17 protein-coding genes and 1 pseudogene are annotated in these 24462 nt (G+C 64.3%); 6 read left to right on the top strand and 12 right to left on the bottom strand.

The genetic code is table 11. The features are described from left to right. Positions 1-59 precede the first annotated feature (59 nt). The 4 genes from ACFUTU_RS01400 (at position 60) to ACFUTU_RS01385 (ending at position 10356) form a co-directional block, all read left to right on the top strand. A complete protein-coding gene (locus tag ACFUTU_RS01400; protein WP_377959991.1) occupies positions 60-2720 on the top strand; it encodes a sigma-70 family RNA polymerase sigma factor in 2661 nt (886 codons plus the stop codon). 56 nt (positions 2721-2776) lie between these two features. Beyond that, a complete protein-coding gene (locus ACFUTU_RS01395; RefSeq protein WP_377959990.1) occupies positions 2777-5605 on the top strand; it encodes a PD-(D/E)XK nuclease family protein in 2829 nt (942 codons plus the stop codon). Beyond that, the gene (locus ACFUTU_RS01390; RefSeq protein ID WP_377959989.1) at positions 5602-8883 is read left to right on the top strand and encodes a UvrD-helicase domain-containing protein; all 3282 of its coding nucleotides are present in this window, start codon (positions 5602-5604) and stop codon (positions 8881-8883) included. Before ACFUTU_RS01395 ends, ACFUTU_RS01390 begins: the two co-directional genes overlap by 4 nt. 210 nt (positions 8884-9093) lie before the next feature. Then, positions 9094-10356 carry a hypothetical protein gene (locus tag ACFUTU_RS01385; protein ID WP_377959988.1) on the top strand — a complete coding sequence of 421 codons (1263 nt, stop codon included), beginning with the start codon at positions 9094-9096 and terminating at the stop codon, positions 10354-10356. Between the two features lie 150 nt (positions 10357-10506). On the opposite strand, the gene ACFUTU_RS01380 is transcribed toward ACFUTU_RS01385, so the two are convergent. Continuing rightward, positions 10507-10695 carry a hypothetical protein gene (locus tag ACFUTU_RS01380; RefSeq protein WP_377959987.1) on the bottom strand — a complete coding sequence of 63 codons (189 nt, stop codon included), beginning with the start codon at positions 10693-10695 and terminating at the stop codon, positions 10507-10509. A 40-nt stretch (positions 10696-10735) separates the two neighbouring features. Further along, on the bottom strand, positions 10736-11203 hold the full coding sequence (locus tag ACFUTU_RS01375; RefSeq protein WP_377959986.1) for a hypothetical protein: 468 nt from the start codon (positions 11201-11203) through the stop codon (positions 10736-10738). A gap of 275 nt (positions 11204-11478) precedes the next feature. On the opposite strand from ACFUTU_RS01375, the gene ACFUTU_RS01370 reads away from it, so the two are divergent. Next, complete coding sequence (locus ACFUTU_RS01370; protein WP_377959985.1) at positions 11479-11805, top strand: phosphohydrolase; 327 nt, start codon at positions 11479-11481, stop codon at positions 11803-11805. 12 nt (positions 11806-11817) lie between these two features. On the opposite strand, the gene ACFUTU_RS01365 is transcribed toward ACFUTU_RS01370, so the two are convergent. From ACFUTU_RS01365 to ACFUTU_RS01335, 7 genes and pseudogenes are all read right to left on the bottom strand, one after another. Further along, a complete protein-coding gene (locus ACFUTU_RS01365; protein ID WP_377959984.1) occupies positions 11818-12066 on the bottom strand; it encodes a hypothetical protein in 249 nt (82 codons plus the stop codon). A gap of 254 nt (positions 12067-12320) precedes the next feature. Then, a complete protein-coding gene (locus ACFUTU_RS01360) occupies positions 12321-13214 on the bottom strand; it encodes a DUF1524 domain-containing protein (RefSeq protein ID WP_377959983.1) in 894 nt (297 codons plus the stop codon). 257 nt (positions 13215-13471) lie between these two features. Beyond that, positions 13472-13609 carry a hypothetical protein gene (locus ACFUTU_RS01355; protein ID WP_377959982.1) on the bottom strand — a complete coding sequence of 46 codons (138 nt, stop codon included), beginning with the start codon at positions 13607-13609 and terminating at the stop codon, positions 13472-13474. A gap of 1 nt (position 13610) precedes the next feature. Further along, positions 13611-14738 (bottom strand): annotated as a pseudogene (locus ACFUTU_RS01350) (OFA family MFS transporter); the annotation flags it as partial. A 139-nt stretch (positions 14739-14877) separates the two neighbouring features. Further along, positions 14878-15924: an NAD-dependent epimerase/dehydratase family protein gene (locus tag ACFUTU_RS01345; RefSeq protein WP_377959981.1), complete on the bottom strand. Its 1047-nt coding sequence runs from the start codon at positions 15922-15924 to the stop codon at positions 14878-14880. Then, positions 15921-18614, bottom strand: a complete 2694-nt coding sequence (locus tag ACFUTU_RS01340) for an alpha/beta fold hydrolase (RefSeq protein WP_377959980.1) — start codon at positions 18612-18614, stop codon at positions 15921-15923. The genes ACFUTU_RS01345 and ACFUTU_RS01340 overlap by 4 nt, the downstream gene beginning before the upstream one ends. Further along, positions 18608-19630, bottom strand: coding sequence for a 3-oxoacyl-ACP synthase III (locus ACFUTU_RS01335; protein WP_377959979.1), 1023 nt, complete (start codon positions 19628-19630; stop codon positions 18608-18610). Before ACFUTU_RS01335 ends, ACFUTU_RS01340 begins: the two co-directional genes overlap by 7 nt. A gap of 341 nt (positions 19631-19971) precedes the next feature. Here ACFUTU_RS01335 and ACFUTU_RS01330 point away from each other — a divergent pair, with 341 nt between their 5' ends. Then, a complete protein-coding gene (locus ACFUTU_RS01330) occupies positions 19972-21216 on the top strand; it encodes an MFS transporter (protein ID WP_377959978.1) in 1245 nt (414 codons plus the stop codon). Between the two features lie 33 nt (positions 21217-21249). Here ACFUTU_RS01330 and ACFUTU_RS01325 read toward each other — a convergent pair whose 3' ends face one another. From ACFUTU_RS01325 to ACFUTU_RS01315, 3 genes are all read right to left on the bottom strand, one after another. Next, positions 21250-21918 carry a hypothetical protein gene (locus tag ACFUTU_RS01325; protein WP_377959977.1) on the bottom strand — a complete coding sequence of 223 codons (669 nt, stop codon included), beginning with the start codon at positions 21916-21918 and terminating at the stop codon, positions 21250-21252. 72 nt (positions 21919-21990) lie between these two features. Continuing rightward, positions 21991-23649, bottom strand: coding sequence for a DUF4435 domain-containing protein (locus ACFUTU_RS01320; protein WP_377959976.1), 1659 nt, complete (start codon positions 23647-23649; stop codon positions 21991-21993). A gap of 303 nt (positions 23650-23952) precedes the next feature. Continuing rightward, complete coding sequence (locus tag ACFUTU_RS01315; protein WP_377959975.1) at positions 23953-24384, bottom strand: ester cyclase; 432 nt, start codon at positions 24382-24384, stop codon at positions 23953-23955. Positions 24385-24462: the final 78 nt, after the last annotated feature.

Below are 24462 nucleotides of genomic sequence, written 5' to 3'. Positions count from 1 at the left end.
GTCAGACCCGCCCAATAGTCTTCATTCACTGAGTTCCAAACCGTCCAATGGGGGATGAAATGCCAGAACTTGCCGACGACGCGTCGCACCTGAGTGCCATGCTCACCCGGGTGCCCGAAGCGGTCCCTTCCGCCTCTGTTCCCGCCGAGTACGACTACGCTTTCCTCTACGCCTGGCAGCAGGAGGCGCTCAAGGCGTGGCACTCCAACGCACGGCGCGGCGTGGTGGAAGCTGTCACCGGTGCCGGCAAGACGCGCGTCGGCATCGCTGCGGCACTCGAGGCAGTCCGGCAGGGCATCAAGGTCCTCATCCTGGTGCCGACAGCCGAACTCCAAAGCCAGTGGCTGGCTTCCCTGCAACGAGACCTTCCTAATGCCAGGCGCGGGGCGCTCGGCAACGGCCGCTCAGACTCCCTGGACAATGTCGACATCCTCGTGGCGATCGTTCACTCGGCCTCCAACCGCGCGACGCTGCGCAGCCACAAGGCCGGCCTCATCATCGCCGACGAGTGCCACCGTTATGCAGCGCCGATGTTCACGGGCGCTCTCCAGGAAGGGTATGCCTGGCGCCTTGGGCTCACGGCCACCTACGAGCGGTCCGACGGCGAGCACGAGAACCTCCTGACTCCGTACTTCGGCGGGGTGGTCTACAAGCTCTGGTATGACCGAGCATTGCAGGACGAAGTCATTGCGCCCTTCGACATTGCGCTCGTCGGCGTTGACCTGACGGCTTCAGAGCAGGTCAGCTACGACGAGTTCTCCGACACGATGGCTGAGACGGCCCGCCACTTGGAGTCCTATGCCGGAATCCCGCGACGGCCTTTCCACCAGTTCATCGCCGCCGTCGCTGCGCTGGCAGCCTCCGAGTCCCCGAACCGGGAAGCGACCCTCGCCCGGAAGTATATGAAGGCTATGTCCTCGCGCCTCACGCTGCTGGCCGAGGCCCGGACGAAGTACCTCGCCCTGGCCGCGCTGAAGGCGACCGTGGACCAGTCCCACGGCACGCTGGTCTTCACCCAGACCCAGGAGTCCGCGCGCCGTGCCGAGCAGGTCTACACCGCGCTGGGCTCCAAGGCCTCCGCACTGTACAGCGGCATGGCCAAGGACGACCGGAAACAGGGCATGGAGGACTTCCGCAGCGGCGCCTCCCAGATCCTCGCCGCTCCCCGGCTGCTGGACGAAGGCATCGACGTGCCGGAAGCGGACCTCGGCATCATCGTGGCGGCCAACCGCAGCCAGCGGCAGATGGTGCAGCGCCTGGGACGCGTCATCCGCAAGAAGACGGGCGGGCGGGTGGGCCGGCTTGTTGTTCTCTACTCCAAGGGGACCGTGGAGGATCCGGACGTGCAGGGCGAGGAGTTCCTCGGCAAAGTGTTGCCATTTGCCCGCGAGGTCGATTTCTTCGACATGAAGTCGGATCTCAGCGGGCTACAGGAGTTCCTCCGCATGCCGGAGCCGGCGGTCCCGCCTGTCCCTGGACCCAAGCCGGCACCACCCGGGCGTACAGATGACCACCAGGTCCCGGCCAGGGAAGATACCTCGGATGAGCAGGAGATCGAGCCCGGCGAGGATGCCTTGGATGACGTCGGGCTGGACGATCTCCTGCCGCCGCCCGGCTACGACGATGAGGATGAAACCGCGCCGACTTCGTTCGATCTTGAAGATCCGGAGTGGCCGGAGGAACTCGCCGGCATAGAAGGCTTCAGTGATGACGCCGTGTCCGATTACCTCAGGCGTGCCGGACGGGCAGCCCTTCTGACAGCCGAGCAGGAAGTGGAGCTGGCGCAGGAGATCGAAGCAGGGCTCTTCGCCACGCACCTCTTGGAAGACGGCACTCCTCGCGGACGCAGGGAATCACGCGAACTGCGCGCAATTGCGCTGCTCGGTCAACGCGCTGCCGACGCCCTGCTCGAAGCAAACCTGCGGCTCGTGGTGTCTATCGCCAAGCGGTACATGAATCACGGCTTGGACTTCCTGGACCTTATTCAGGAAGGGAACCTCGGCCTGCATCGTGCAGTCTGTAAGTTCGACTACACGCTTGGTAACAAGTTCTCGACGTATGCGACGTGGTGGATCCGTCAGGCAGTCACTCGCGCTTTGGCTGATCAGGGGCGCCTAATCCGGCTTCCCGTTCACATGGTGGAGCAGATCCACAAGGTCCTGTCCGCGCGACATAGTGCTGCCATGGAAGGCAGCAGCTGCACCAACCAAGAACTCGGCGAACGCACGGGCAACACGGCTGCCAAGGTGGAGTATCTCCTGAACTTGGAGAAGCTTGTGCATTCATTGGACGTACCCGTCTCAGATGGCAAGGGTGGGCTCGAACCGCTGGGAGAGCAAATAGTCGATCCTTCCGATGTGGACGTAATCGAGCGCATCGCGGCGGCTGAGCTCACTGCGCAGATCCACACGATCCTCGACACGTTCACCGAGCGGGAGGCTGGCGTGATCGCCATGCGCTTCGGGCTCACTGACGGCGAGCACAAAACGCTGGACGAAATCGGGAAGGTTTACGGAGTCACCCGAGAACGTATTCGTCAGATCGAAAAGAAGACCATGGACCTGCTCAAGGACCCAGCCGTCTCGGCCCCGCTGCGCGAATTCCATTTTGACTCAGACACGCCAGTGCCCGCCGCCCGGCAGGCAGTTTCATCAGATCCTGCCAGCTCGGTACAGCCCAGCGAGGACATCAGTCTGAATGACGGGGCAGGGACGCAATGACAATCCTGTCAGTGCAGGTTGCTATGTTGTTCGAAACGTCAGGATGAGGGAACGAAATGACCTGCAGTAACTTCTCTTCGGTACGCGACGCCTTGGCTGAACTCGCCGCAATCATCGGCCATGCACAGGCCACGGACCCTCTGGCGCCTGTCACCGTGTTGGTCCCGTCCCACGCTTCCGGCTTAGACGTAACCAGGTACCTCGGCCGGACGCTGAACTCAGGTGCGGGAAGTGCAGGCATCAGAGCCTTCACCTTGAAGGACCTGGCAGCTGAGCTCATCGCCGACGACCCAGCGCTAAATGGAAGGAGTCCGCTCCTGCCGGTCCTCAGGCTGGGCGCTGTCAGCAAAGTCTTAAATGATGCTCCGGGTCTCTTCAAGGAGGTTGCCGACCGGCCCGCCACGGCCAGCGCCATCGCTAAGACAGCCGAACTGCTGGATGCCGCACCGGATCCCACCGATCCCGCGCTTCCAGGGCTCACGCATGAAGTGCTCCGGATCCATGGGACTGCCAAGGAGGCGCTGGCCTCCAAGTGGTACACCGACCATGACGCCTTTGCCCTCGCGGGCCAGAAACTTGGAACCAACTCAGTACAACGACGGCTTGGTACCGTCATTGGCTTCATGCTCGGAACGGAGCCCCGCCCCTCCGAATCTTCCTTCCGACGAAGCCTCGAGGAGACCGGCATGCAGAGCATCACTGCGTCCGGTGCCGAGGGTGACATCACAACCCTGACGACAGCGTCGGATGCCGATGACGAAGTCCGCGCTGTCGTCCGGCTTGTCGTCGAAAAGCTGGCAGCGGGCACTCCTGGCCACCGCATCGGAATATTCCACTCAGCCTCCCGGCCCTACGCCGCTTTGCTATCCCAGCGGCTTACTGACTCGGGAATAACCTTCGTCGGTCCGGCAGCCCATCGGCTCAGCGACTCGCCGCTCGCCCGCGGCCTTCTTCAATTACTGAAACTCGATCCTCAGCAACCTGACGCGCGCGCCATCCTGAACATGCACGCCGAAGGAACGTTCGCTTGGCAGGAACAGAAGCTGCCCAGCAGCGCCGTCTGTGAAAAGCTGCACGCCAGTCCACCGGCGGAGGACGAGACCGGAGAAAAGAGCTCGGATAGCCGAGCCCGTCAACTTGAGCAGTTCGAAATATTTCAATCCTTTGTCACGGCACTCGCAGCCCGGCTTGAGCAGATCCACACCAGCGGGACCTGGGGCCACGCGTCAGCCGGAATGATCTCGCTTCTTGAAGATTTCATGGGGCCGCGTACATCGACAGAACGGCCGGAGAAGGCGGCTGCCCGTGACGCCTTGAGCCAGGCCGCTTTTGACCTCCGGCACTTGGACCTGGTCGGCCCGCAGCCTCGCCCATCGCTTGTGCAAAGTGCAATGGAGGAGGCGGTAGCTTCGAAGGGTGGCTGGACCGGGAAGAGCGGAACCGGAGTCGTCATCGGCAGCTACGCCGACGCCGTTGCCAGGGATTTGGACGTGCTGTTCCTCGTCGGAGCGGCCGAAGGACTGGCGCCGGCTAGAATCCGGGAGAACCCGCTCCTTCCGGACACCGTCAGGGCAATGATGGCCTGTGGTCTCCCCACTGTGGAGCAGCGGGCAGAAGCCAGCAAGGAGCAGTTCTTCGCCGCCCTAGCCGCGGGATCAGAGCGTATCGTCATGAGCCCCCGCGGGGACCTGCGTGGATCCGGAAGCTACCAGATTTCCCGATGGCTAATCGCACGTCCCGACAAGGAACTGCAGTCCTTCGCCCACGGCATAGAGAACGGTTCCCCAGCGAAGGCCGCCCTTCCCCCAACGGCCCAGGAGTGGCGGCTACGACGCATCCTCACGGCCGAGGAGCGTACGGTGACGCTTCGGGATGATGCAGCGCTGCAGCAGGCACTCGCTGCGACCCGGGACCGGCGCGACGGCATTTTCTCCAGATTCAACGGCAATCTCGGAACCCATGCGGGGACCATCGTTGAAGCGGAAAAGGCGTTGTCGCCGACTCGCCTCGAGGACTGGGTGACCAGTCCGCTCAGCTACTTCATCAAGCACGTCCTGAAGGTGACCATCCTCGAAGACGTCACCTTGGAGGTTCAGATTTCGCCTCAGCAGCGGGGCATTCTCGTTCACCAAGTGCTGGAAGACTACGTCCGCGGCATCACCAAAGACGGCCTTCCCCCGTCGTCGGACCGCCTCATGGAGCTGGCAGATGCCGCCTTTGAGGAATTCGCAAACCCTGCGTGGCTCAGCCACGTCTGGGAGCGGAATCAGGCCATGATCCGCCAAGACCTGCAGCGGGTAGCAGCTGAGGACCACGGCAGCCGCACCGAGGGCTGGAGCTACCTCGCCGAGGAGGCAAGCTTCGGGCCAGAGGACACCGATAGCCACCCGCCGGTCGAGCTGGCCCTCAACGACGGCACCGTGATCCGGTTCCGGGGAAAGGTGGACCGGATCGATCGGAATGCCGACGGCACCGTCAAAGTCATCGATTACAAAACCGGCAAGGCCGACAAGTACGCACCACTCAAAAACCATCCCACCGCGGACGGTACCCGGTACCAGCTTCCGGTTTACGGCCTGTTCGCGCGGACGCTCGCAGACCCGCAGTCACCTGTCGCGGCCGAATACTGGTTCATCTCCAAGGCCGGCAACTTCGCGAAGATCGGCTACACCGTGACTGACGGCGTCGTGGAGCAGCTCCGCGAAGACACCGGTCTCATCATGTCGGCGCTGCGGAACGGCGTATTCCCCCCTCGGCCCGAGTCTGACCGCTACGTCAACTTCACCACAATGATGGGGGCACAGGAGCTTGGCCAGCAGTGGCTAAAGCTTCAAAACGCCCACGAACTCCAGCCGTATGCCCAGCTCCTGAAGGCGGAGAAATGAAATCCCAAGTCCTGGAACTCACCGACCAGACAGACCGCACGCTGATCGAGCAGGAGCTCGAAGCCAACATCTTCGTCGAAGCAGGCGCAGGCAGTGGCAAGACGCATGAACTTGTCGAGCGCATCTGCGCGATGGTGGACGCCGGCGTCGAACTCAAGAGTGTCGCCGCCATCACCTTTACGGAAAAAGCGGCGGGTGAGCTCCGGGAGCGAGTCCGCCGGCGGCTGTCCGATGCAAGCCCCACGGAACTGCGCCTTAGGGCGCTGAATCAGTTGGACACTGCTCCCATCGGTACCATCCACTCCTTCGCAGCGCGGATCATCAGCGAACATCCCATCGAAGCCGGGGTGCCGCCCCTAATAACCGTGGTGGACGAGCTGCGGTCCCAGATCGCCTTTACGCGCCGGTGGGAAGCGGCCCGGCAAAAACTCTTCAGTGATGCGTCCCTCGACGACGCACTCCGCATAATCCTCGCCGTCGGCGTTTCCTTGGACCACCTGCAGAATGTGGCCGCTGACTTGGACGCGAACTGGGACCGGCTGGAAAGCCACCCTCCCCGGAAGCGGCACATCCCGGCTGTGGATCTTGGCCCGATCCTGCGCCAGACTGCCGAGGTCCTCGCACACGCTGATCACTGCACGGATTCGGCCGACAAGTTGTTCATCGCTTTCGAACACATCAGGAGCTGGCACGGCCGGCTGGCCGAGGCCGAGACCGGGGAACTCGGCCTGGTGCTCGAACTCCTGCACTCTGTTCCACAGAAGGGCTTCGGCGGCGGGCAAAAAGGCAACTGGTCCATTAACGTGGCCGACGTGCGAACCTCCTGCAAGGACCTGGCCGACCAGGCTATCGCCCTGCGCAACAGCTTCGTCGAACCCGCCGTCGAAACGGTCACGGCCGCCATGGCTGCGGTACTCGTGCAGGCTGCACGCGAACGCCAGCACAGCGGCGAGCTGGAGTATCACGATCTCCTAATTCACGCCCGGGACCTGCTGGTCGGCGAAGACAAGCAGGCTGTACATACGACGCTCCACAATCGCTACCGCTGCATCATGCTGGACGAGTTCCAAGACACGGACCCCATTCAGGCGGAATTGGCCACCCGGATCTCAGCCGACGACGTGTGTGGACCCGACGGGTGGGAGCAGCTAGCCATCCCCGCAGGCCGGCTGTTCACAGTGGGCGACCCCAAGCAATCCATTTACCGTTTCCGCAGGGCGGACATTGCCACTTACTTGGCGGCCCAGGAGCGCTTCTCCAACGACCAAAGGTCGGCAATCGCTTCGCTCCAGACCAACTTCCGGTCAACCGGACGCCTCCTCGATTGGATCAACGCCACGTTCGGGCAGCTCATTAGGCCGAGTGGGACCATTCAGCCTGAGTACCACGCGCTGACGCCCGATCCGCAACGCCCCGAATGGAGCGAAGAAAACGGTCCGGCTGTCTCCGTTATCGGCCGTGCAGGCGCCCAGCCCGGAGAATCCGGGAAGGTCTCCGCTGACGACATGCGCCGGCAGGAAGCAGCCGACGTTGCTGCTGCGATCAGAATCGCGACCGGCACCGCAGGGCTGCCGGCGTGGCAGAAGCAAAGCAAGCGCTCCGGCGATTTCACATGTTCACCGGTCCAGCTGAAGGACATTTGCGTCCTGATCCCCACCCGCACGTCCCTTGCCGCCCTCGAGGATGCGCTTGATGACGCCGGCATCGAGTACCGGGCGGAAGCGTCATCGTTGGTCTACTCCACCCAGGAGGTCACCGACCTGCTACTCGCCTTGCGGGCAATTTCAAACACGGCGGACGAAGCTGCGCTGGTATTGACCCTTCGATCGGCGATGTTCGGATGCGGCGATGATGAGCTGTTCGAGTGGAAAAAAGCCGGAGGACATTGGAACCTCTTCTCCACCCCGCCGGACGCGGTCAAAGACTCCACCGTCGCGCACTCCCTTCAGTACCTTGCCGCACTGTGCCGTGACATCGAAGTTTTGACGCCAGCTGAAATCATGGAGCGGCTAGTAACTGACCGGCGCATGCTGGAAGCAGCGATTGACGCCCCCCGTTACCGCGATGTGTGGCGTCGGCTCCGGTTCGTCATTGATCAGGCCAGGGCTTGGACGGAGGCAACGCACGGCGGGCTGCGCGACTACCTCGTGTGGGCGGCGGTACAGCAGGAGGAAAATTCGCGGGTCAAGGAAGCCGTAGTGCCGGAGACCGACGTCCAGGCCGTACGAATCATGACCATCCACGCGTCCAAGGGTCTGGAATTCCCCATGGTGATTCTGGCCGGGACCGGATCCGGTCCCAACAATCAGAAGTCCGCTGCCCTCTGGGATCAGAAGTCGCAACTGCAAGTGCACTTCATCGGCGATATCCGGTCAGCTGGATACGGGAGCGCGGAAGGCGTGGAAAAGCTATTCGATGACGCCGAGCGACGCCGTCTGCTCTACGTCGCCTGCACCCGTGCGGAAAGCCATCTGGTCGTCTCGCACTACGTGAACGCCAAGAATAGTCTTGGCCAGTTCCTCAAGGACGCAGCAGACGCCGCTTCAGCGCCGGACCTCCACATCCCGGAGGACATGCCGTTAGTAGGCAGAACGCCTCACGAGGTCTTGCCAGTCGAACCGTACGAAGCCTGGGAGCGGCGCCGCGAAACATGGCAGATGTCCTCGGCTGTAGTGTCCACCACTTCGGTCACGGCCATTGCAAAGGGCGCGCCGAACGGACAAAGGGGCCTGGAAACCGCTGGGGCACCGCAGTTTGTGGGTGTGGAAGACGACGCACAGCTACCGGAATTCTCGGAGCCAGGAGCGGACCACGGCACGGACTTTGGTACCGCACTGCACCGGCTGCTCGAACTGACCGACCTGCGTGAGGCCGAGAACTTTGAGGCGCTGACCGAAAGGGTCGCCAGCGCAGCCGGTCTTAATGATCCTGCCGGCCTCGCCGAGCGTGCCCGCTCTGCCCTGAGGAGTGCACCTGTTCAGAGGGCTGCCGACCGGGATCACTGGATAGAGCTTCCCGTCGTCACGTCCATTGATGGCGTGACATTGGAGGGCATCATCGACCTGATGTACCGCGAAGACAATGGGACGCTGGTTATCGCCGACTTCAAGACAGACATCAGTGTCAAGCAGGAAACAATGGCAGCATACTGGCGCCAGTTGTCGACGTACGCGCAGATGATGGGGCGTATCACCGGGCAGACAGTGAGCGAGCTCATCCTGATCTTCTGCCGGCCCGGACAATCCGAGGTCTTTCGGCAACGCATCGAGGAACAGTAGTAATGGCGGCGCGCCACTTCGGCTCTCACATAAAGGCGAAGGCCCGCCGCGCACGCCAATACGGTGTGCTCCGACACATACTTGCGCAACCTCGCTGGGTGTCCGGTGCCGGTACTCACACAGCACCGAACCTGCGGCCGCCGTGCCCAGTTCGAATTCAGTCTCAGTTCGGAATTACCGCTTTCACTGCCAATACTTTAGGAACCAACAATGGAAAATGAGATTCAGCTAATCAGTGACGGTGACGGCCTAGCGGTCATCGGTGATCCGGCGGCAGTGGAGCGCTTCTTGGTGTCTGAAGGACTGCCGTCGAAGGATCTGGGGCTGCAACGGCTTCAGCCTGCCCTCGGTAGCGCGGCCGGAGTCTTGCAGCTAAGTTCTGAAATTGCTGCCAATTCAGGTCGGTGGGTGAAGCTGACTGAGGAGTCCGCGCAGGCCATCAAAAAGTACGGCCTGATGCAGAGTTCGACGACGGGGCTCAGTCTAGGTGTTGTCCAAGCAAAGGGCCAAGCCCAAGGGATCAAAGCAATCGTCCAGTTCGCCCAAGGACCAGGATCGCTTCTGGCAAACCCGGCCATTCTGGCTGGTGCCGCGGGGATCATGGCACAGGTTGCGATGCAACAAACCATGGACGAGATCACCGATTATCTTGCCACGATAGATGAGAAAGTCGACGATGTGCTCCGCGCCCAGAAGGACGCTGTGTTAGCGGACATGATCGGAGTGGATTTCGTTATCGAGGAGGCTATGACCATTCGAGAGCGAGTTGGCAGGGTCTCCGAGGTCACGTGGTCGAAGGTCCAGGGGACATCGATGACGATCGCGCGGACCCAAGCGTACACTCTGCGTCAACTCGACGCGCTAGCGGAGAAGATGGAAGAAAAATCGAAAGTGGGTGACCTGGCCACGACTGCCAAGGAGGCCGAGTCCAAGGTTCAGGAGTGGCTCGCCGTTCTGGCTCGTTGCTTCCAGCTGCAAGACGCGATCGCCGTGCTCGAACTTGATCGCGTACTGGACGCATCTCCGGATGAGCTGGACCAGCATCGCCTTGCTCTGGGGGCTGCCCGGCAAAACCGGTTGGAACTCATCGCACGGAGCACCAAACGACTGATGGCCCGCATGGATGCGGCTGCTGCCACAGCCAACGCGAAAGTGCTACTGCACCCGGCCGCGTCGCGGGCAGTGGTGTATTCGAGCAACTATGTCGCGACCGGCGTCATGGACTTTCACGGGCGGCTCGGGATCGAGGACGGCCGGCAGTCATTGGAAGCGCGCCGATGGTTGGACGCGATGACGGAAGTAAGGGACAAGGCGCTCGAGACAGGAGCCGAGGGAATCGATGCCGCGGGTCGCCTCGGCAACGAGACCCTCGATCGCGCCAGATCGGTGAAAGGCAAACTTTCCAGCATGATCGGCGAGCGAGGCTCTGCCAGCGCAGGGATAACGAAAAGGGTGACGAGGAAATCTGAGTGAGCCCCGGCTATCAACCGTCCATAGGACAGTTCATTGCGATCTACTGCGTTCGAACCCGCTCTCACCCCGAGACGACCTCGTTTAGTTAGCAAGGCGAAGCCCGACTAAGGCAACTGGCTTTAGTTAAAATTGGTCCGGGACAGGATGCGGTCAGGCAGGGTCGTCGCCGTCAGTCGGTTTGATGGGCACGGACCGGGGGAACAGCGGCGTGTCGTCAGGCTGACCCCGGTCCACAAATGCACCCGTGGCGATCCAGTCGAGGCTTGAGACGTAGGGCTTATCCTTCATCTCCTCGTGGAGCTTCCGGAGGTCACCTACGGTCGCATCATGGCTCCACATTCGGCCGCCAGGTTCGAGGCATTCAGGACTCTTCGAAACTTCATCCGTAAACGTGGAGTGCTGCACCGTAGCCCAGGGGCAGCCCATGGCCATTGAGCCAGGACGCCATCACCTCACAGGCCGCTGCGAGGCTCAGGTTCTGAGACGGAGCGACTCCTGTGTGTGGCTCGTTCCCCGCCTCATCCGCCAAAGGCCCCAGCCCGATGCGCCAGTTATTGGTGGTCCCTCCGCTGACCATTGCAACCTCTACGTGGTAGCCGTTTCCCGTGCTCATGGCCTGGGCGTACCTCCCGTAGTGCGTCACATCGATATGCCTGCTCTGCACAACCAGCCAGTCGCCGTCGTGGCGGACCGCTTGAATAAGGCCAACCAGATGGGAGGATGACTCCACGTCGTGCCAGCCCGTGTCCCACGTCCCCACCTGGGCTTTCCATTCCAACAGTTCGTGGTATTCAAGTTCGAGTCTTAGTTCCAGTGAGGATTCGGGAAGTGCGGTCGTATCTAGCATGTCGGTGCCTTTCATCTCTAACCGATACCCTCATTGTCAGAGCCCCCACTGACATTTGTTCGGCCGAAGCGACCCCTGCCCAAGCTGACCATGCAGTCGGGGCATTGCTACTCGGCCTGTGTCCCTGAAGGGAGGCCGACCGCTCGGCTAAAGGGGTACCGTATGGATAACCGGGAAGCCAACCCAGAAGTAGCCGCGGCGAAGGCGATCGCGACCATCGCTCACAGGTTCCAGGTGACAAGCTCGGCGATCCCTACCTCGGACATCCCTGCCGAGTGGCGGCCAGACTGGACGACGGGAAGCAGACCGCGGCCGCATGGCTTCACGACGTCGTCGAAGACTGCGGCATCACCGCGGACGACCTGGCAGCCGCAGGCATCAGCAGCGAGGTGATTGACGCCGTCGTCCTGCTTACTCGTTCCCAGGACAACAACGGCAGCCGCTATTACGAGGCCATCCGAAGCAGTTCCATCGCCTTGGCTGTGAAGCTGGCGGACATCGCGGACTACACCGATCCCGCGCGGACCGGGCGCTTGGAGCCCGACGTTAAGGAGCGGCTTGCGCGGAAGTATGCCAAGGCGCTGGAGCTCCTGGCGCACTGACAGCACGTGCCGTCACCACCAGCGATGCCGGCACTCCGGGTTCTGGCAAGCCCACTCCGGAATGCCGAACTCAACCTTTCCGGTCGCCGGATAGATCCGCTCCTCCGTCGTCAGACAGCACCCGGCGAACTCCGTCTTCGAGTATTCAGCCATGGCGTCAGGCATCATCATGCCGTATGCGATCCGCCAGGACTCGTGCCCGCAGATCGGGCATTTCCGCACAGTTGCCCGCTTCTTTGCCGGCTTCAGTTCTTTGGTCATGGCTGCAATGTAGCCCCGGGCAGCGACAACAGGGGCGGTTACAAAAAACTCTTCGCACTAAACTATTTTTGTAAGTACTCCGGTGAGAAGGGAGCAGGTCGGGAGTGGAGTTCACGTGAGACGCTCCCGGCGAACGGGCACCCCATACAGGGCACCGTACTGGCGCCGCCGGAACAACAAAGGTAAGTCGGTTGCGGCGGCTGCTACCGAGTAAGCACGGGAGGAGCGGCACCACGCCCAACCATCGTCGCCACCTACCCCTCGCAGGCCACCCCGTCGCCGTCCCCGTCCAGGCCCGACCGGTAGCCGGCCGAATCGGCGTACAGCGGCGCGGCTCCGGCGGCCACCGCCTCCGCGCAGTTGGCGTAGTAGACGACAGCCGGGGCGGCGGGCTCAACGGAAGTCGGTGCCAGCTGGCCCGGGCAGCCGGCGAGGATGCCCGCCATCGCGTCGTGTTCGGCCTGCGTCACCCACAGCCCGTACCGCGCCTTCACGGAAACCTGCCGGGCGACGTACTCACAGCGGAAGCCCTTGTTCGGGGGCAGCCAGGTGGCGGCGTCACCGTCGCCCTTTTGCTGGTTGGTGGGGCCGTCTGTCGCCTGCAGGTTCTGCGGATCGTTGGCGAACGCCGTCCGGACCTCCGTGCTCAGCAGCTGGCCGCCCTTCTGCCATGCATCGCTGAGCGCCACAACGTGGTCGATCTGCACAGCGCTGCTGGTGGTGGTGCCGCGGACGAAGCTGATGGTGGTGCCCGTGTAGGGATCGGCGAGGATCCCGGTCTTCACCGTGCAGGGGACGCTGTTGGTGTACGTCACCTCGGTCAGGTCCCGGCCGAGGATGTCGTTGCGGGTGTCGCAGCCGTTCTGGTCCACGTCCGCCCACGTGGGCCCGAACAGAGCCCGCTCATAGCCCGTCTTGGGCGCCCGGCCCTTGACCGGGAGGGTGGCCAGCAGGTCGGCCGCCTCGACGGCGGTGGCAGAATCGACGGCGGGCTCGGCGGCCGTCGTGTTACTGCCGTCCAGCGCGGCGGCAGCACCCGCCGGCACACCGGAAGTGAGCGCAAGGAAAGCAGCAAGGACGACGGCGGCCGCCCTCCTTTTCGCAGACAGCCAGGCCGGGAAGCGGGACAAGGACGTGTCGTTCAGCATGCGGTTCCCCCGTTGTGCGCTCGAAAATTCCCGGCGCATAGACAGCAGAGCCGCTTTACGCCGGGAACGAGTTTAGGGTCCCCCGGCCTCTCGAAATGGCCGTTCTGGCCAGGCTGGGGAAATCCTGCCGGACACCTGCGCTGATCCTGCGCCTGGCGGAACAGAGAAGCGGACCTGCAGCAAAAAGGTGACCAAAAGGGCCCGGCGGCGGGCCCGCGATGGTGCCGGCCCGCCGTCGAACCTTTTCCGGGGCCGGATCAGCCGAACAGCGCCGCCACGCGGGTCAGGGTCTGGAAGACGCCGTACGCCAGCGGCAGCCCGACGAGCGCCCAGGCCACTGCAAGTTTGCCGGCGGATACCTTGACGGGCGCCAGCCCGCGGGAAGTGTTCTCCATTTCAGGCCTCCATCGCAGCTTCGTGTTCCCGTCCGCGGTCCGGGCGGGGTTCGTGGAATCGTGCGTCCACCGGCTTCACCAGCAGGTTGGCCAGGAACCCGACCACCAGCAGCGCCACCATGGTCAGCAGCGCCGGCTGGTAGGAGGCCGCGTTCAGCTGGCCGGGCTTGCCCTGGGCGTCCAGGAACGCGTTGACGATCAGCGGACCGGCCACCCCGGCAGCGGACCAGGCGGTCAGCAGCCGGCCGTGGATGGCGCCAACCTGGAACGTCCCGAAAAGGTCCCGCAGGTAGGCCGGCACCGTCGCGAATCCGCCCCCGTAGAAGGAGATGATGACAAACGCCAGCGCCACATAGAGGACTGTGGTGGCTGAACCGGCCAGCGCCAGCACCGTGTAGAGCACGGCCCCGACGCCGAGGTACACCATGTAGATGCGCTTCCGGCCGGTGATGTCGGAGGTGGCGGACCAGGCGAACCGCCCGGCCATGTTGCCAATGGACAGCAGCCCCACGAAGCCTGCGGCGACGGCGGCACTCACCAGGGAGCCGCCGTCGGACGTCCGGAAGAAGTCCTGGATCATCGGCGCGGCCTGTTCCAGGATGCCGATGCCCGCGGTGACGTTGCAGAACAGCGCAATCCAGACCAGCCAGAACTGCCGGGTCTTGACGGCGTTCCGGGCGGAGACGTTCTCCGTGGTGACGAGCTTGGCGGCCTTCACCTTGGCGGGGTCGAACCCGGCAGGCCGCCAGCCGTCGGCCGGGACCTTGATGGTGAAGGCGCCAAAGAGCATGTAGGCCAGATAGACGACGGCGAGGGTCAGGAAGAGCCTGCCCACGGCGTCGCCGCTGGCGACCCAGTCCTTCGCGCCGGAGTTGGGATCGTACAGTTTGAGCAGCGCGGTGGAGACGGGGCTGGCGATCAGCGCGCCGCCGCCGAAGCCCATGATGGCCATGCCGGTGGCGAGGCCGGGCCGGTCCGGGAACCACTTGATCAGGGTGGACACCGGCGAGATGTAGCCGATGCCCAGGCCGATGCCGCCCACCACGCCGTAGCCCAGGTAGACCAGCCACAGCTGGTGCGTGAAGATGCCGAGCGAGCCGATCAGGAAGCCGCCGGACCAGAACACGGCCGGCGGGCGCCATGGGATGGGCGCATCGTCGAGCCCGCAGTCGGGGGCTCCAGGCAGGCGCAGCAGTGAGGTGCATTGCGGAGAGACCGGAATGCACGTGGGCGGTAGTGGCACTGGCTTTACGGAGACTGGGCGAGTATCACGTCGGCGTCGCGGGTCTGTCTGTAGCCACTGCCTTGCCGTTGGCCCTAGTTAATGGTTGGACGTCGCCGATCGGCTGGGAACCGTAGTGCTCCGCCAGCCTCGCCAGGCCCTCATCGATCGACACAGCGGGAGTCCAGTCGAGGAGTTCCCGGGTCTCACGCTGGTCGAACCAGTGGGCGGTGGAGAGCTGCTCGGCGAGGAACCGGGTCATCGGCGGTTCCTCTTTCCTTCCGGTCCAGGTCCACAGCTTCTCCACGACCGCTCCTGCCGCCCGTGCCACCGCACCCGGCACCGACCACGACGGCGCGGGGACCCCTCCCGCGGTGCAGATGCCTGCCAGCAGCTCCCCCACCGGCCGCGGCTCGCCGTTGCTCACAACGACAGCCCTGCCGTGCACGTGTTCCATCCGGTGCAGTGCGGCGACGATGGCCGCGGCGGCGTTGTCCACGTAGGTGGTGTCGATCAGGGCCGCACCGGCGTCGAGCAGCGGCAGGCGGCCGCGGCTGGCCCGTGCCAGGACGCGCTCCACCAGCTGGGTGTCACCGGGGCCCCAGACGATGTGCGGGCGTACGGCTGCCACCCGGAAGTCCGGGGCGTCGGCTGCCAGCGCCAGCAGCTCAGCCCGGGCCTTGGTGCGTGAGTAGTCGCCGTGGGCGCGCTCCGGGTCAGCCGGCTCTGCGCCAAGCCCGGCAATGGCGGCACCGGAGTTGGCCACAGACGGGGAGGACACGTAGACCACGTCCCGCACTCCCGCCGCACGGGCGCAATGGAGCAGGCGGCGGGTTCCTTCGACATTCACCTCATCGAACTCCGCGGCGCGGCCCGTGAAGGAAACCTTCGCCGCCAGGTGGATGATTCCTTCCGCGCCTTCGACTGCTCTCCGGAGCGCTTCAGCGTCCGTGACAGACCCGCAGAAGTCCGTGGCGCCGTCGACCCCTGAGGGACGGCGCTGAAAGGTGCTGACGTCATGGCCCTGGCACACCAGCAGCCGCGCAGCTTCTCCCCCGAGCAGTCCGCTTGCCCCGGTGACCAGGACCCTCATGGCTTTCCTGGCCGGCCGCCGGCCAGTACCCGCGTAGCCCAGCGGGACAGCCGGCTCCTGTCGATCTTGGCATTGTGCCGGATGTCGGTGGGCTGTGCGGGGGCCTCAAGCACAGCCGACACCTGGACGCCGGCCTCCCGCGCTGCCCTGCGGACTCTCCCGGCGAGCTGCGGGGCGGCGGGGCCCGCTTTCCGCGCGGCCGGGACAGTCTCGACGACGGCGACGACGGCCTGGGCGCCCGCCGGTCCGACACCGGTGACCGCCGCCAGCCGGACGCCCTCCAGGCGTTCGATGGCCTGCTCCGCGCCCACAGGCGTCACCACAGCACCTGGCGCCGTCACCACATGGGCGAGTCGTCCCTCCACCCACAGCCGGCCGGCGCCGTCGAAATGCCCCACATCGCCGGTGCGGTGCCAGCCGGGCAGGCTGGCGCTCTCCTGCTGGGTCAGCCAGAGCCGGTCATACGCTTCCTTGACGTGCGGCGCGCTGACCAGGATCTCGCCGGTCACGCCGGGCCCGGTCACGGGCTGGGATCCTGGCGCGGCGCCATCCGCCGCAAGCGGCACGACGGCCAGCCGGGCACCATGCACCGGCCACCCCACGCACACGCCATTGCCTGCTCCCACTACAGTGCCGGCGGCAGCATCGGCGTCGGCGGCCTGGATCTGTTCCAGGCTGATGTCGGTCACCGGCAGCGCCTCAGTCATCCCGTACGGGGTATGCAGCGAGGCCCGGGGCAGCAGCCGCTGAACTTCTGCCAGCAGCGGTTCAGGGACGGGCGCGCCGGCAGAGAGCAGCAATCCGATGCCGCCCAAAGCTTTCCGCCCTGCTGCGTCCAGGTCATCCCGGGTGGCAAGGACGTTGCGCAACGCGGCCGGCGAGGCGAAGACCACCGTGGCGTCGATCGCCGCGGCGGCTGCGGCGAGCGCGCCCGCGGTCAGGGTGCGGGGCGCGGTGACGTCCATGGCCGGCGTCACCGACACCGCTCCAAGTGCCGGCCCCAGTAGGGCGAACGGCGCAAAACCGGCCACAAGCCGTGCTCCCGGACGGATGTCAAAGGTTGCGGCCACCGTGTCCCGCATCGCGGCAAGCTGCCGGTGGGCATAGAGCACGCCTTTGGCGGGGCCAGTCGAACCCGAGGTGAAGAGCACGGCGGCCGGGGCATCCGGATCCACCTTGTCCCCCGGCTGAGGTGAACCGCGGCCGGCACCGGTACGCGCCAGCGCGTCGAGGGAGGCCTCGACGCCCAGCATCCGACCGCGGGCGGCCGGCAGCTCCCGCACACTGATCCGGCGTCCAGGCCAGCCGAGCACTGAGGCGGCCGCGAGCGCCCTGTCGATTCCGATCAGGAAATCCGGGGTGGCGCCTTTCACAGCGCGGCTGAGGCCCCTGGTTCCGAGTCCGGCGTCGGCCACCACCACCACGGCGCCCAGCCGGAGGCAGGCGTAAAGGGCGACGGTCAGGTCCACCCCCGGCGGAACCATCAGGCTCACCCGGCTGCCGCTGTCCACGCCGGCTTCCCGGAGCCCCGCGGCCAGGTCCAGGATGTTCCGGTCCAGCTGCTGCCAGCTGAGCGAGCGGGCCACCGTGCCGTCCGGCGCCATTTCCGCGACGGCGGTGTCCGCGCCCGCGGGCCCTGACGCCTGCCTGCCCAGCAGGTCCCACAGGGGCAGGAATTCCTCCGTCTGCTCCGGCTCGGCTCGGTCCGGCCCATGTCCGCCGGGAGTGGGGGCTCCGGCTTCCGGGGACCCGGCGTCGGCGGCAACGTTCGCGGCGAGCCATTGGAAAATCGGGGCGGCTATGTTCCGGTCTTCCGCCACGAGATGGCCGGCGCCCTCGAAGCGGTGCACATCCGCATGCGGAAGCCGGGTAAGGAGGTCCTTGAGGTACCGGTCCGAAAAAACTGGATCGCGGGGGCCCCAGAGCATCAGCGCCGGGACCTTCAACCCGGGCAGCCCTTCCGCCACCGCGGTGAGCGCGGAAAAACTGGGGTGGGATGTGTCCACGGGGATGTCCGCGACAAAGTTCCCTACCCCAGTGCGGCGGTGGGCTCCGCGGTAGGGCGCCATGTAGGCCTTGCGGACGTCGGCGGGCAGCGGCGGGTGGGCGAGCGAGTGCGTTACCCGAAGGAACGCGTCCGTCGTCGTCGTTCCCCAATCGTGGACGGCGGGGTGCAGGGCAAGCCGCAGGGCCGGCGGGATTGCCGAGCCGGAGGGTTGGTGGACGGCCGTGTTGGTCAGCACCACCCCGGCGAGGTGCTGCGGGTGCGCCAGGGCCCAGCCCAGGCTGATGACGCCGCCCCAGTCGTGGCCCGCCGTCACCACCGGTCCGGCCAGGCCGAGTGCGTCGGTCAGGTCGCCGAGATCGCTGATGCGGTCGGCCAGGCGCCGGAAGGTGCCGGTGCGTTCCGAGTAGCCCATGTCCAATTGGTCCACCGCCACAACCCGCCACGGGTGGGCGGGATCCGATCCGGCTGCCAGCAGCGTCCGCCACAGGTACGACCAGGTGGGGTTGCCGTGCACGCACAGCAGGGTACCGGCAGGGACCAGGCCGAGGCGGGAGAGCTGGGCGCCGTTGTCCAGCAGGTGCCAGCGGCGGACCGTGCCCGGGGCATCGGCGTCGGAGGTGGAGGCGACGTCAATGGTGCGCGACCATTCCTGGTCCACACCAGGCCAGTTGGGGGTTACCAAAGAATCTCCAGCATGGCGGTGTTCAGCCCGGACCCGACGCCCATGCACAGGACCCGGTCCCCCGCTACCAGGGACTGGGCCTCAGCGGCGAGGGTCATGGGGAGTGAGGCCGGGCCCACATTGCCCCAGTGCGTGAAAGTGATGGGCACCCTCGAGGGGTCCAGGTTGATGGCGTCGATAATCGCCTGCGTGTAGGCATTGCTCACCTGGTGCGTGACATAACGGTCCATGGCGGCCCAGTCCCACTCCGGCCGGGCTTCATGCCAGGCGTCGACGACGAGCTGGAGGCCGCCGTCGAGCAGTCCTCTCGTGTCGGTGGTCATGCCGTCAAGGCCGCCCACGCACAACCCGTGGTGTTCGGTGCCGGCGCGCATCACCCCGCCGATGATCCGGTGGGCACCGTGATGCTTGTCCGCGGGACCCAGGACGGCGGCAGCAGCTCCAGAGCCCAGGGTGAGTGTGGCGAACTCGCGGTTGAAGTCCTCCCGCGTGGTCTCGGGCCGCTGGAGGCGGGCCAGCGTGGCCTCCTGGGTGGCCTCGGCATCCTCGGCGTTGACGATCACCGCGTACCTGATCTGCCCCGAGTCGATCATGCTGGCCGCCAGGGTCAGGCCGTTCACAAACCCCAGGCAGGCGTTGGCCAGGTCGAAATTCATGGCCGACGACGGCAACCCAAGTCCATGATGGATCTTGACCGCGACGGACGGTTCAAGGTTCCGCCGGGTCACCGAGGTGTTGATCAGCAGGCCGACGTCGGACGCTTCGACGCCAGCCTCGGCCAGGGCCTTGGCGCCCACCTCGGTGGCCGCATCGTCAAAAGAAGTCCCGGCCGCCCACCAGCGGCGGTGCGTGACGCCGGCAACACGCTCAAGCAGCCCCGGCGGGAAGTTCAGCCGCTGCAAGGTCGGCGCCAGCCTGCGGTCGAAATCCGTAGAACTCACGATCTTGGGCGCCTCGACGCTGCTGACCGAGAGCAGCGCGGTGTTGCTGTGCCGGAAGGTTGCATTCCCTGCCAATGAAAGCCCCTGTTCGTTTCCGTCCTACATCATTCCGGTGACTTTACCCATAAGCGCGCGATCCTGTTGGGAAGTACCGCAAAACCCGGACGTTCACCCCGGTTCAGGCCTGGCCGTGCTGTCAGCGGACTGACCGGATGCCATTGGTAAGCATGCTTAGAATATAGTCGCATCGACGGGCGGCCCCTAACGTGTGACGCGCCCCGGCATGGTCACCATGACGAGACAGGGTCTGACAGACCCTGCCTCAGCGAGAATAAATCCGGTAACTTTGTGGTTGGAACTTCCGGGCCAGCGACGTCCCTTTCCGCGCCACCCCCTTTGAATGGATCCACTCCCCCATGTCTTCCGCCCTGCCTTTGCCTGCGCCCAAACGCTTTCCGCTCGCCGCGATGCTGGTCCTCGCCACCATCGCGTTCACGGCGATCACCACCGAGCTCCTGCCGTCCGGCCTGCTGCCCCAGATCAGCGACGGCCTGACTGTGTCCGAGCCCGTGGCCGGGTACCTCGCCGCCGCCTACGCCGCCGTCATCGTGGTCACGGTGATCCCGGCCGCCCGGCTGCTCGCGAGAGTTCCACGGAAGACCCTGCTCGTCTCGCTCGTCCTGACGTTCGCACTGAGCAACGTGCTCGTGGGCCTCGCCCCCAACTTCGCCGCGGCCATGGGCGCCCGGCTGGTCGGCGGTCTGGCGCACGGCCTGCTCTGGACGACCATGGCGCCGTTCGTCTCCCGTGTGGTCCCGGCCGACAAGGTGGGCAAGGCCCTGGCCATCGTCTTCAGCGGCAACAGCCTGGGCCTGGCCATCGGCGCTCCCCTCGGCACCGCACTGGGAACGTTCTTCGGCTGGCGCGCGGCGTTCCTCTTCCTCGCCGGTTTCGGCCTGCTGCTGACCGGGCTGGCCCTCTGGCTGCTGCCCCTTGTCCGCCGGACTCCCGACGCCGTCCGCCCCTCCATGCGGCTGGCCATCGCCCAGCCCGGCGTGAAGTCGGTGGCGATCGCCTGGCCGCTGCTTGTCCTGGCCCACTTCGCGCTCTTCACCTACATCGCGCCGTTCATCCGCGAAGCCGGCCTGCCTGACTACGCCATCAGCCTCTCCCTCACAGTGCTCGGCGCCGCCGGCCTCCTCGGCATATGGATCGCGGGCATCACCGTGGACACCCGGCCCCGCCGTTCGCTTCTGATTACGACGGCGGCCATCGCCGTCGCGATGCTCCTCCTGCCGCTCGGCGGCGGAATCTTCCCGGTCGCCATGGTGCTGATGACCGTCTGGGGTGCAGGTCTCGGCGCAATCGGCATCTTCAACCAGGCCGCCATCCTCCGCGCCGGCGGCGAATACCGGGATGCCGCCAACGGCCTCACCGTCCTGACCATCCAGCTCGGCATCACCGTCGGCGCCCTCTACGGCTCCGCCGCCCTGGTCCTGGCCGGCCCGCTCATGGTTCCCGTAGCCGCCGCGCTGCCGGTCGTCGTGGCCCTTGCCATCACGCTGGCCGGCAAGCGGCACGCCTACCCGCCGGGCCGCAAAGAGCGCGGTTGGTCTGAGGCGGAAGCCGGCACTCCAGCACTGATAGAGGCTGGCAAGTAGCGCCACCAGCGTACTAGTTTAGGGTCCTTCGTATTAGGGCATGGTTGCTCTGTTTGTTCCCGTAGGGGCGGTGGCCGCCAGCGGCCAGTCGGCATCTGAGTCCGTAGGCCTAGGCCTTCCCGGACCGTCCTGGGACGAGATCCAACACCGGGCATTCACCAGTACCTGGGCGTCGCGGGTATGGTCCACGATCCCGACCACCATGCCGGATCCGGGCCGTCCGACGTAGGCCCAGGCATGCTCATCGCCACCCAGCACATCCACCCCTAAGAGCCGGTCCGTCGCTACGATCCGGCGGGATGCTTCCACTCGGACGGCGTCCCAGACGCTGTGCCAGAACACGCCCGACTGGTGGGCCATAGCGGAAACCAAGGTATCGAAACGCTGCAGCGCGTCGGTCGCCCACCCGCCTGCCCTGGTCGTGAGTTTCGCCAGGGATACCGCCATCGGATACTCCTCGGTGAACGTTGTTCTGGGGAAGCCCGGATCCGGGCACCGCCAGACGCGCTTGGCCCAGAGCAGCCGCACCGGCCGGCCGAAACACGGAATGTTACGGAGCCGAACCCTCCGGCGGCCATGTCCCACGGCAACGACGCCGCAGTCCAGACAGCCCGTGACATCCTCCCCGGTCTCGACGCCCAGAACCAGGCCGACCCCGGTCGCCGTGACGGAGCTGGTGGGGATGCCCTCGACACCGAGCACTGGAACGCCATCAAAGTTAGAAGAGTATCTTCACTCGTTATGCGCTAGGCGGCAGTCCCTAACTCCGCTAACTTACACGTTGTCCGAAGCTTCTTGAGCTGTTGGTGTCATACGTTCTATGCGATTGCGCAACTCCTGCTGCAGAGCAGTGTCTTGACGAATCTGTACCATGACCATAGCGGTGTAGTCGTCAACGGAGTTGCAGAGAAGGGCTTTAGCAACTCTGTTGCGATAGCCAGATTCCCGAATAGGAAACTCGAGCATAAACGCTTCTAAATCAGGTTGCACTACAAGTGTCTCATATTGAGCTGCAAAACTGTCTCGGTCTAGATTGTGAGTTAGTGCAATAGAGTTTTTATCAAGACATTTTTGCGTTATAGAGTCGACTTGCGCAGAAAGCACCGTTCTTGCGTTTGCGAGCACAGCCTGCGTAATGATGCGGTCTTTGACATCTTTGCGCTTGAGCTCCTCAGCGGATTCCGCATGACACTTCTCGAGCAACTCTATATAATCTAGATCACGCGCGGCGGCCTGTTTCTCAGCAAGGGTAGCTTGGCATACAGGCAGAAACAGAAGGTTCTCTATCTCATGGCTCGCGTTTACCCAGATCCCATCCTTGGCGAACGCCTCAACTTCCGCTTGGGTGCGGCGATCTGCGTCAATTATTCCTCTGCATTCAACCCAGGCAAAGTCCTTAAGATTCCTTAGACTCTTCGTGGAGCGAATAACTTCACCACATGAGCCAACAGGAACAACGTGCCAATCAGGATAAAGAGCTGTATACAGCTGATCATCTAAGCCGCCTTGGATTCCTTCGCAGAACAGGATGCGACGCCTCGCTCCAAGAATGGCCTGCACGACCCCATCAGGGATGCCCCCTCCTGACGGTACTTCCTGTATATCCCACTTCGCGATCCGCCCTTGGCGCCAGATGCTTTCCTTTAGTACGAGAACCGAGGCTCCGCCAGTCTTCAACTCACTAGCTAATTCGATGTCGTGCGTGAACACAATAAATGAACAGTCTGGGCGCTCGTGCAGCGCAGAAGTAACAAGCGGGGCGCTGACCGATCTGTGCAAATGGCGTTCTGGCTCGTCGAGCAGAATGATGGCGTCTTCGCCCGCTGTCAAAACTTCCCCCGCTAAGATCAGGCCACTTTTTTCACCATCGGACATCATGGCAATTTGATACTCGACTCCTAAAGCATTTTTGGTGGACAGCTCACCTAGCTCACTGATGCTGATTGAGACGTCGAGACCTGCCCGTTGGAGTATGCGATTAAGCTTCACGAAAGGCCTTTCGCCAAGAGCCTTCCAATCCGACTGGGACTCCACAGCCATAGCTATCTTGGCGTTGTGGAAGTTTTCCGCTGACGAAAGATCGAGGAGAAGGATCGAATTCCTGTTGTCGCCCAATACGTCCTTCCATCGCGACTCGTCTTCCTTGTCTTGATGGTCCCAATATGACCCATTTGACAATCGACTCGAGGGGGTGAGGCTCGATGCGGACGTACTCAACCATATTTGACGATGAGCAACCAGTCTTTCAATCGTTTTATCCGCTGGACACTCGCGCATCATCCAGGTAGCTAGTCCAGACTTACCAGCACCGTTCGCACCGAGGACTACTGTCGTTTGCCCCGCACTGGCAGTTATGCCCGTGGTTCCGTCGAGTGTGGGAACCTGCCAAGCATGAAGGGGCGTTCCTGATTGTGCTGTCGAGATTTCGGGCATGATGTCATTCTATTCAGGGGGATGCCGCGAACGGTCTCATCCGTCCTGACCATCCAGCTCGGCATCATTGTCGGCGCGCTTTACGGCTCGGCCGCCCTGGTCCTGGCCGGCCCGCTAATGGTGCCCGTCGCCGCGGCGCTGCGGGTCGCCGTCGCACTTTATCATTACGCTGGCGGGGAGGCGGCACGCCTACCCGCCCGGCCGCAAAAAGCGCGGCTGATCGGAGCCGGAAGCCGCGGAGCCGGTGCACCAGCACTAAAAAGGAGGCCGGAATCCCGGCCTCCTTTTTGCTGCCATCCCTACTCACATCCCCGGCATCAGCCCAAGCTGCCCCATCATGGAGGCGACGTCCGGATGGGCGCGGAAGGAGACGATCTTTCCGTCCCTGATGGACGCGAAGTATGTTCCGGTCCCGGTTACCGATTTGCCCGTGGCGGGAATCTCCTTGTCTCCCATGTGCAGCGGCCCCGTGTTGGTGCCGGTGAATTCGATTTCCCCCGCCACCTCGTCCTCACTGACCACCCTTCTGGTGCTTCTGGCGTGCATGTCAGGAAACGCCTCGAACCATGCCTCCATGTACGCCTTGACCTGTTCCCGGGTATGGAACGGCTCCGGCGCCATGACATCCTCAAAAGTGAAATCATCGGCCAGCAGGCCGGCGAACGCCGCCGTGTCGTGCTGGTCCCAGGCCGCCATGCCGCGGTCGTCGATTTCCTCTACTTCAGCGCGGGACATCACACATCTCCTCCTCGAAATGTCCTGATGCGCCTCATGGTAGGCGCGCCCAGACCGTAGTCAACGCTCAGTTAGTCC

It is taken from the genome of Arthrobacter sp. NPDC057388 (genome assembly GCF_042668165.1).
GTDB lineage: Bacteria > Actinomycetota > Actinomycetes > Actinomycetales > Micrococcaceae > Arthrobacter.
Note: the sequence above shows the minus strand (reverse complement) of the source record. Positions and strands in the feature narration are given on the sequence as shown.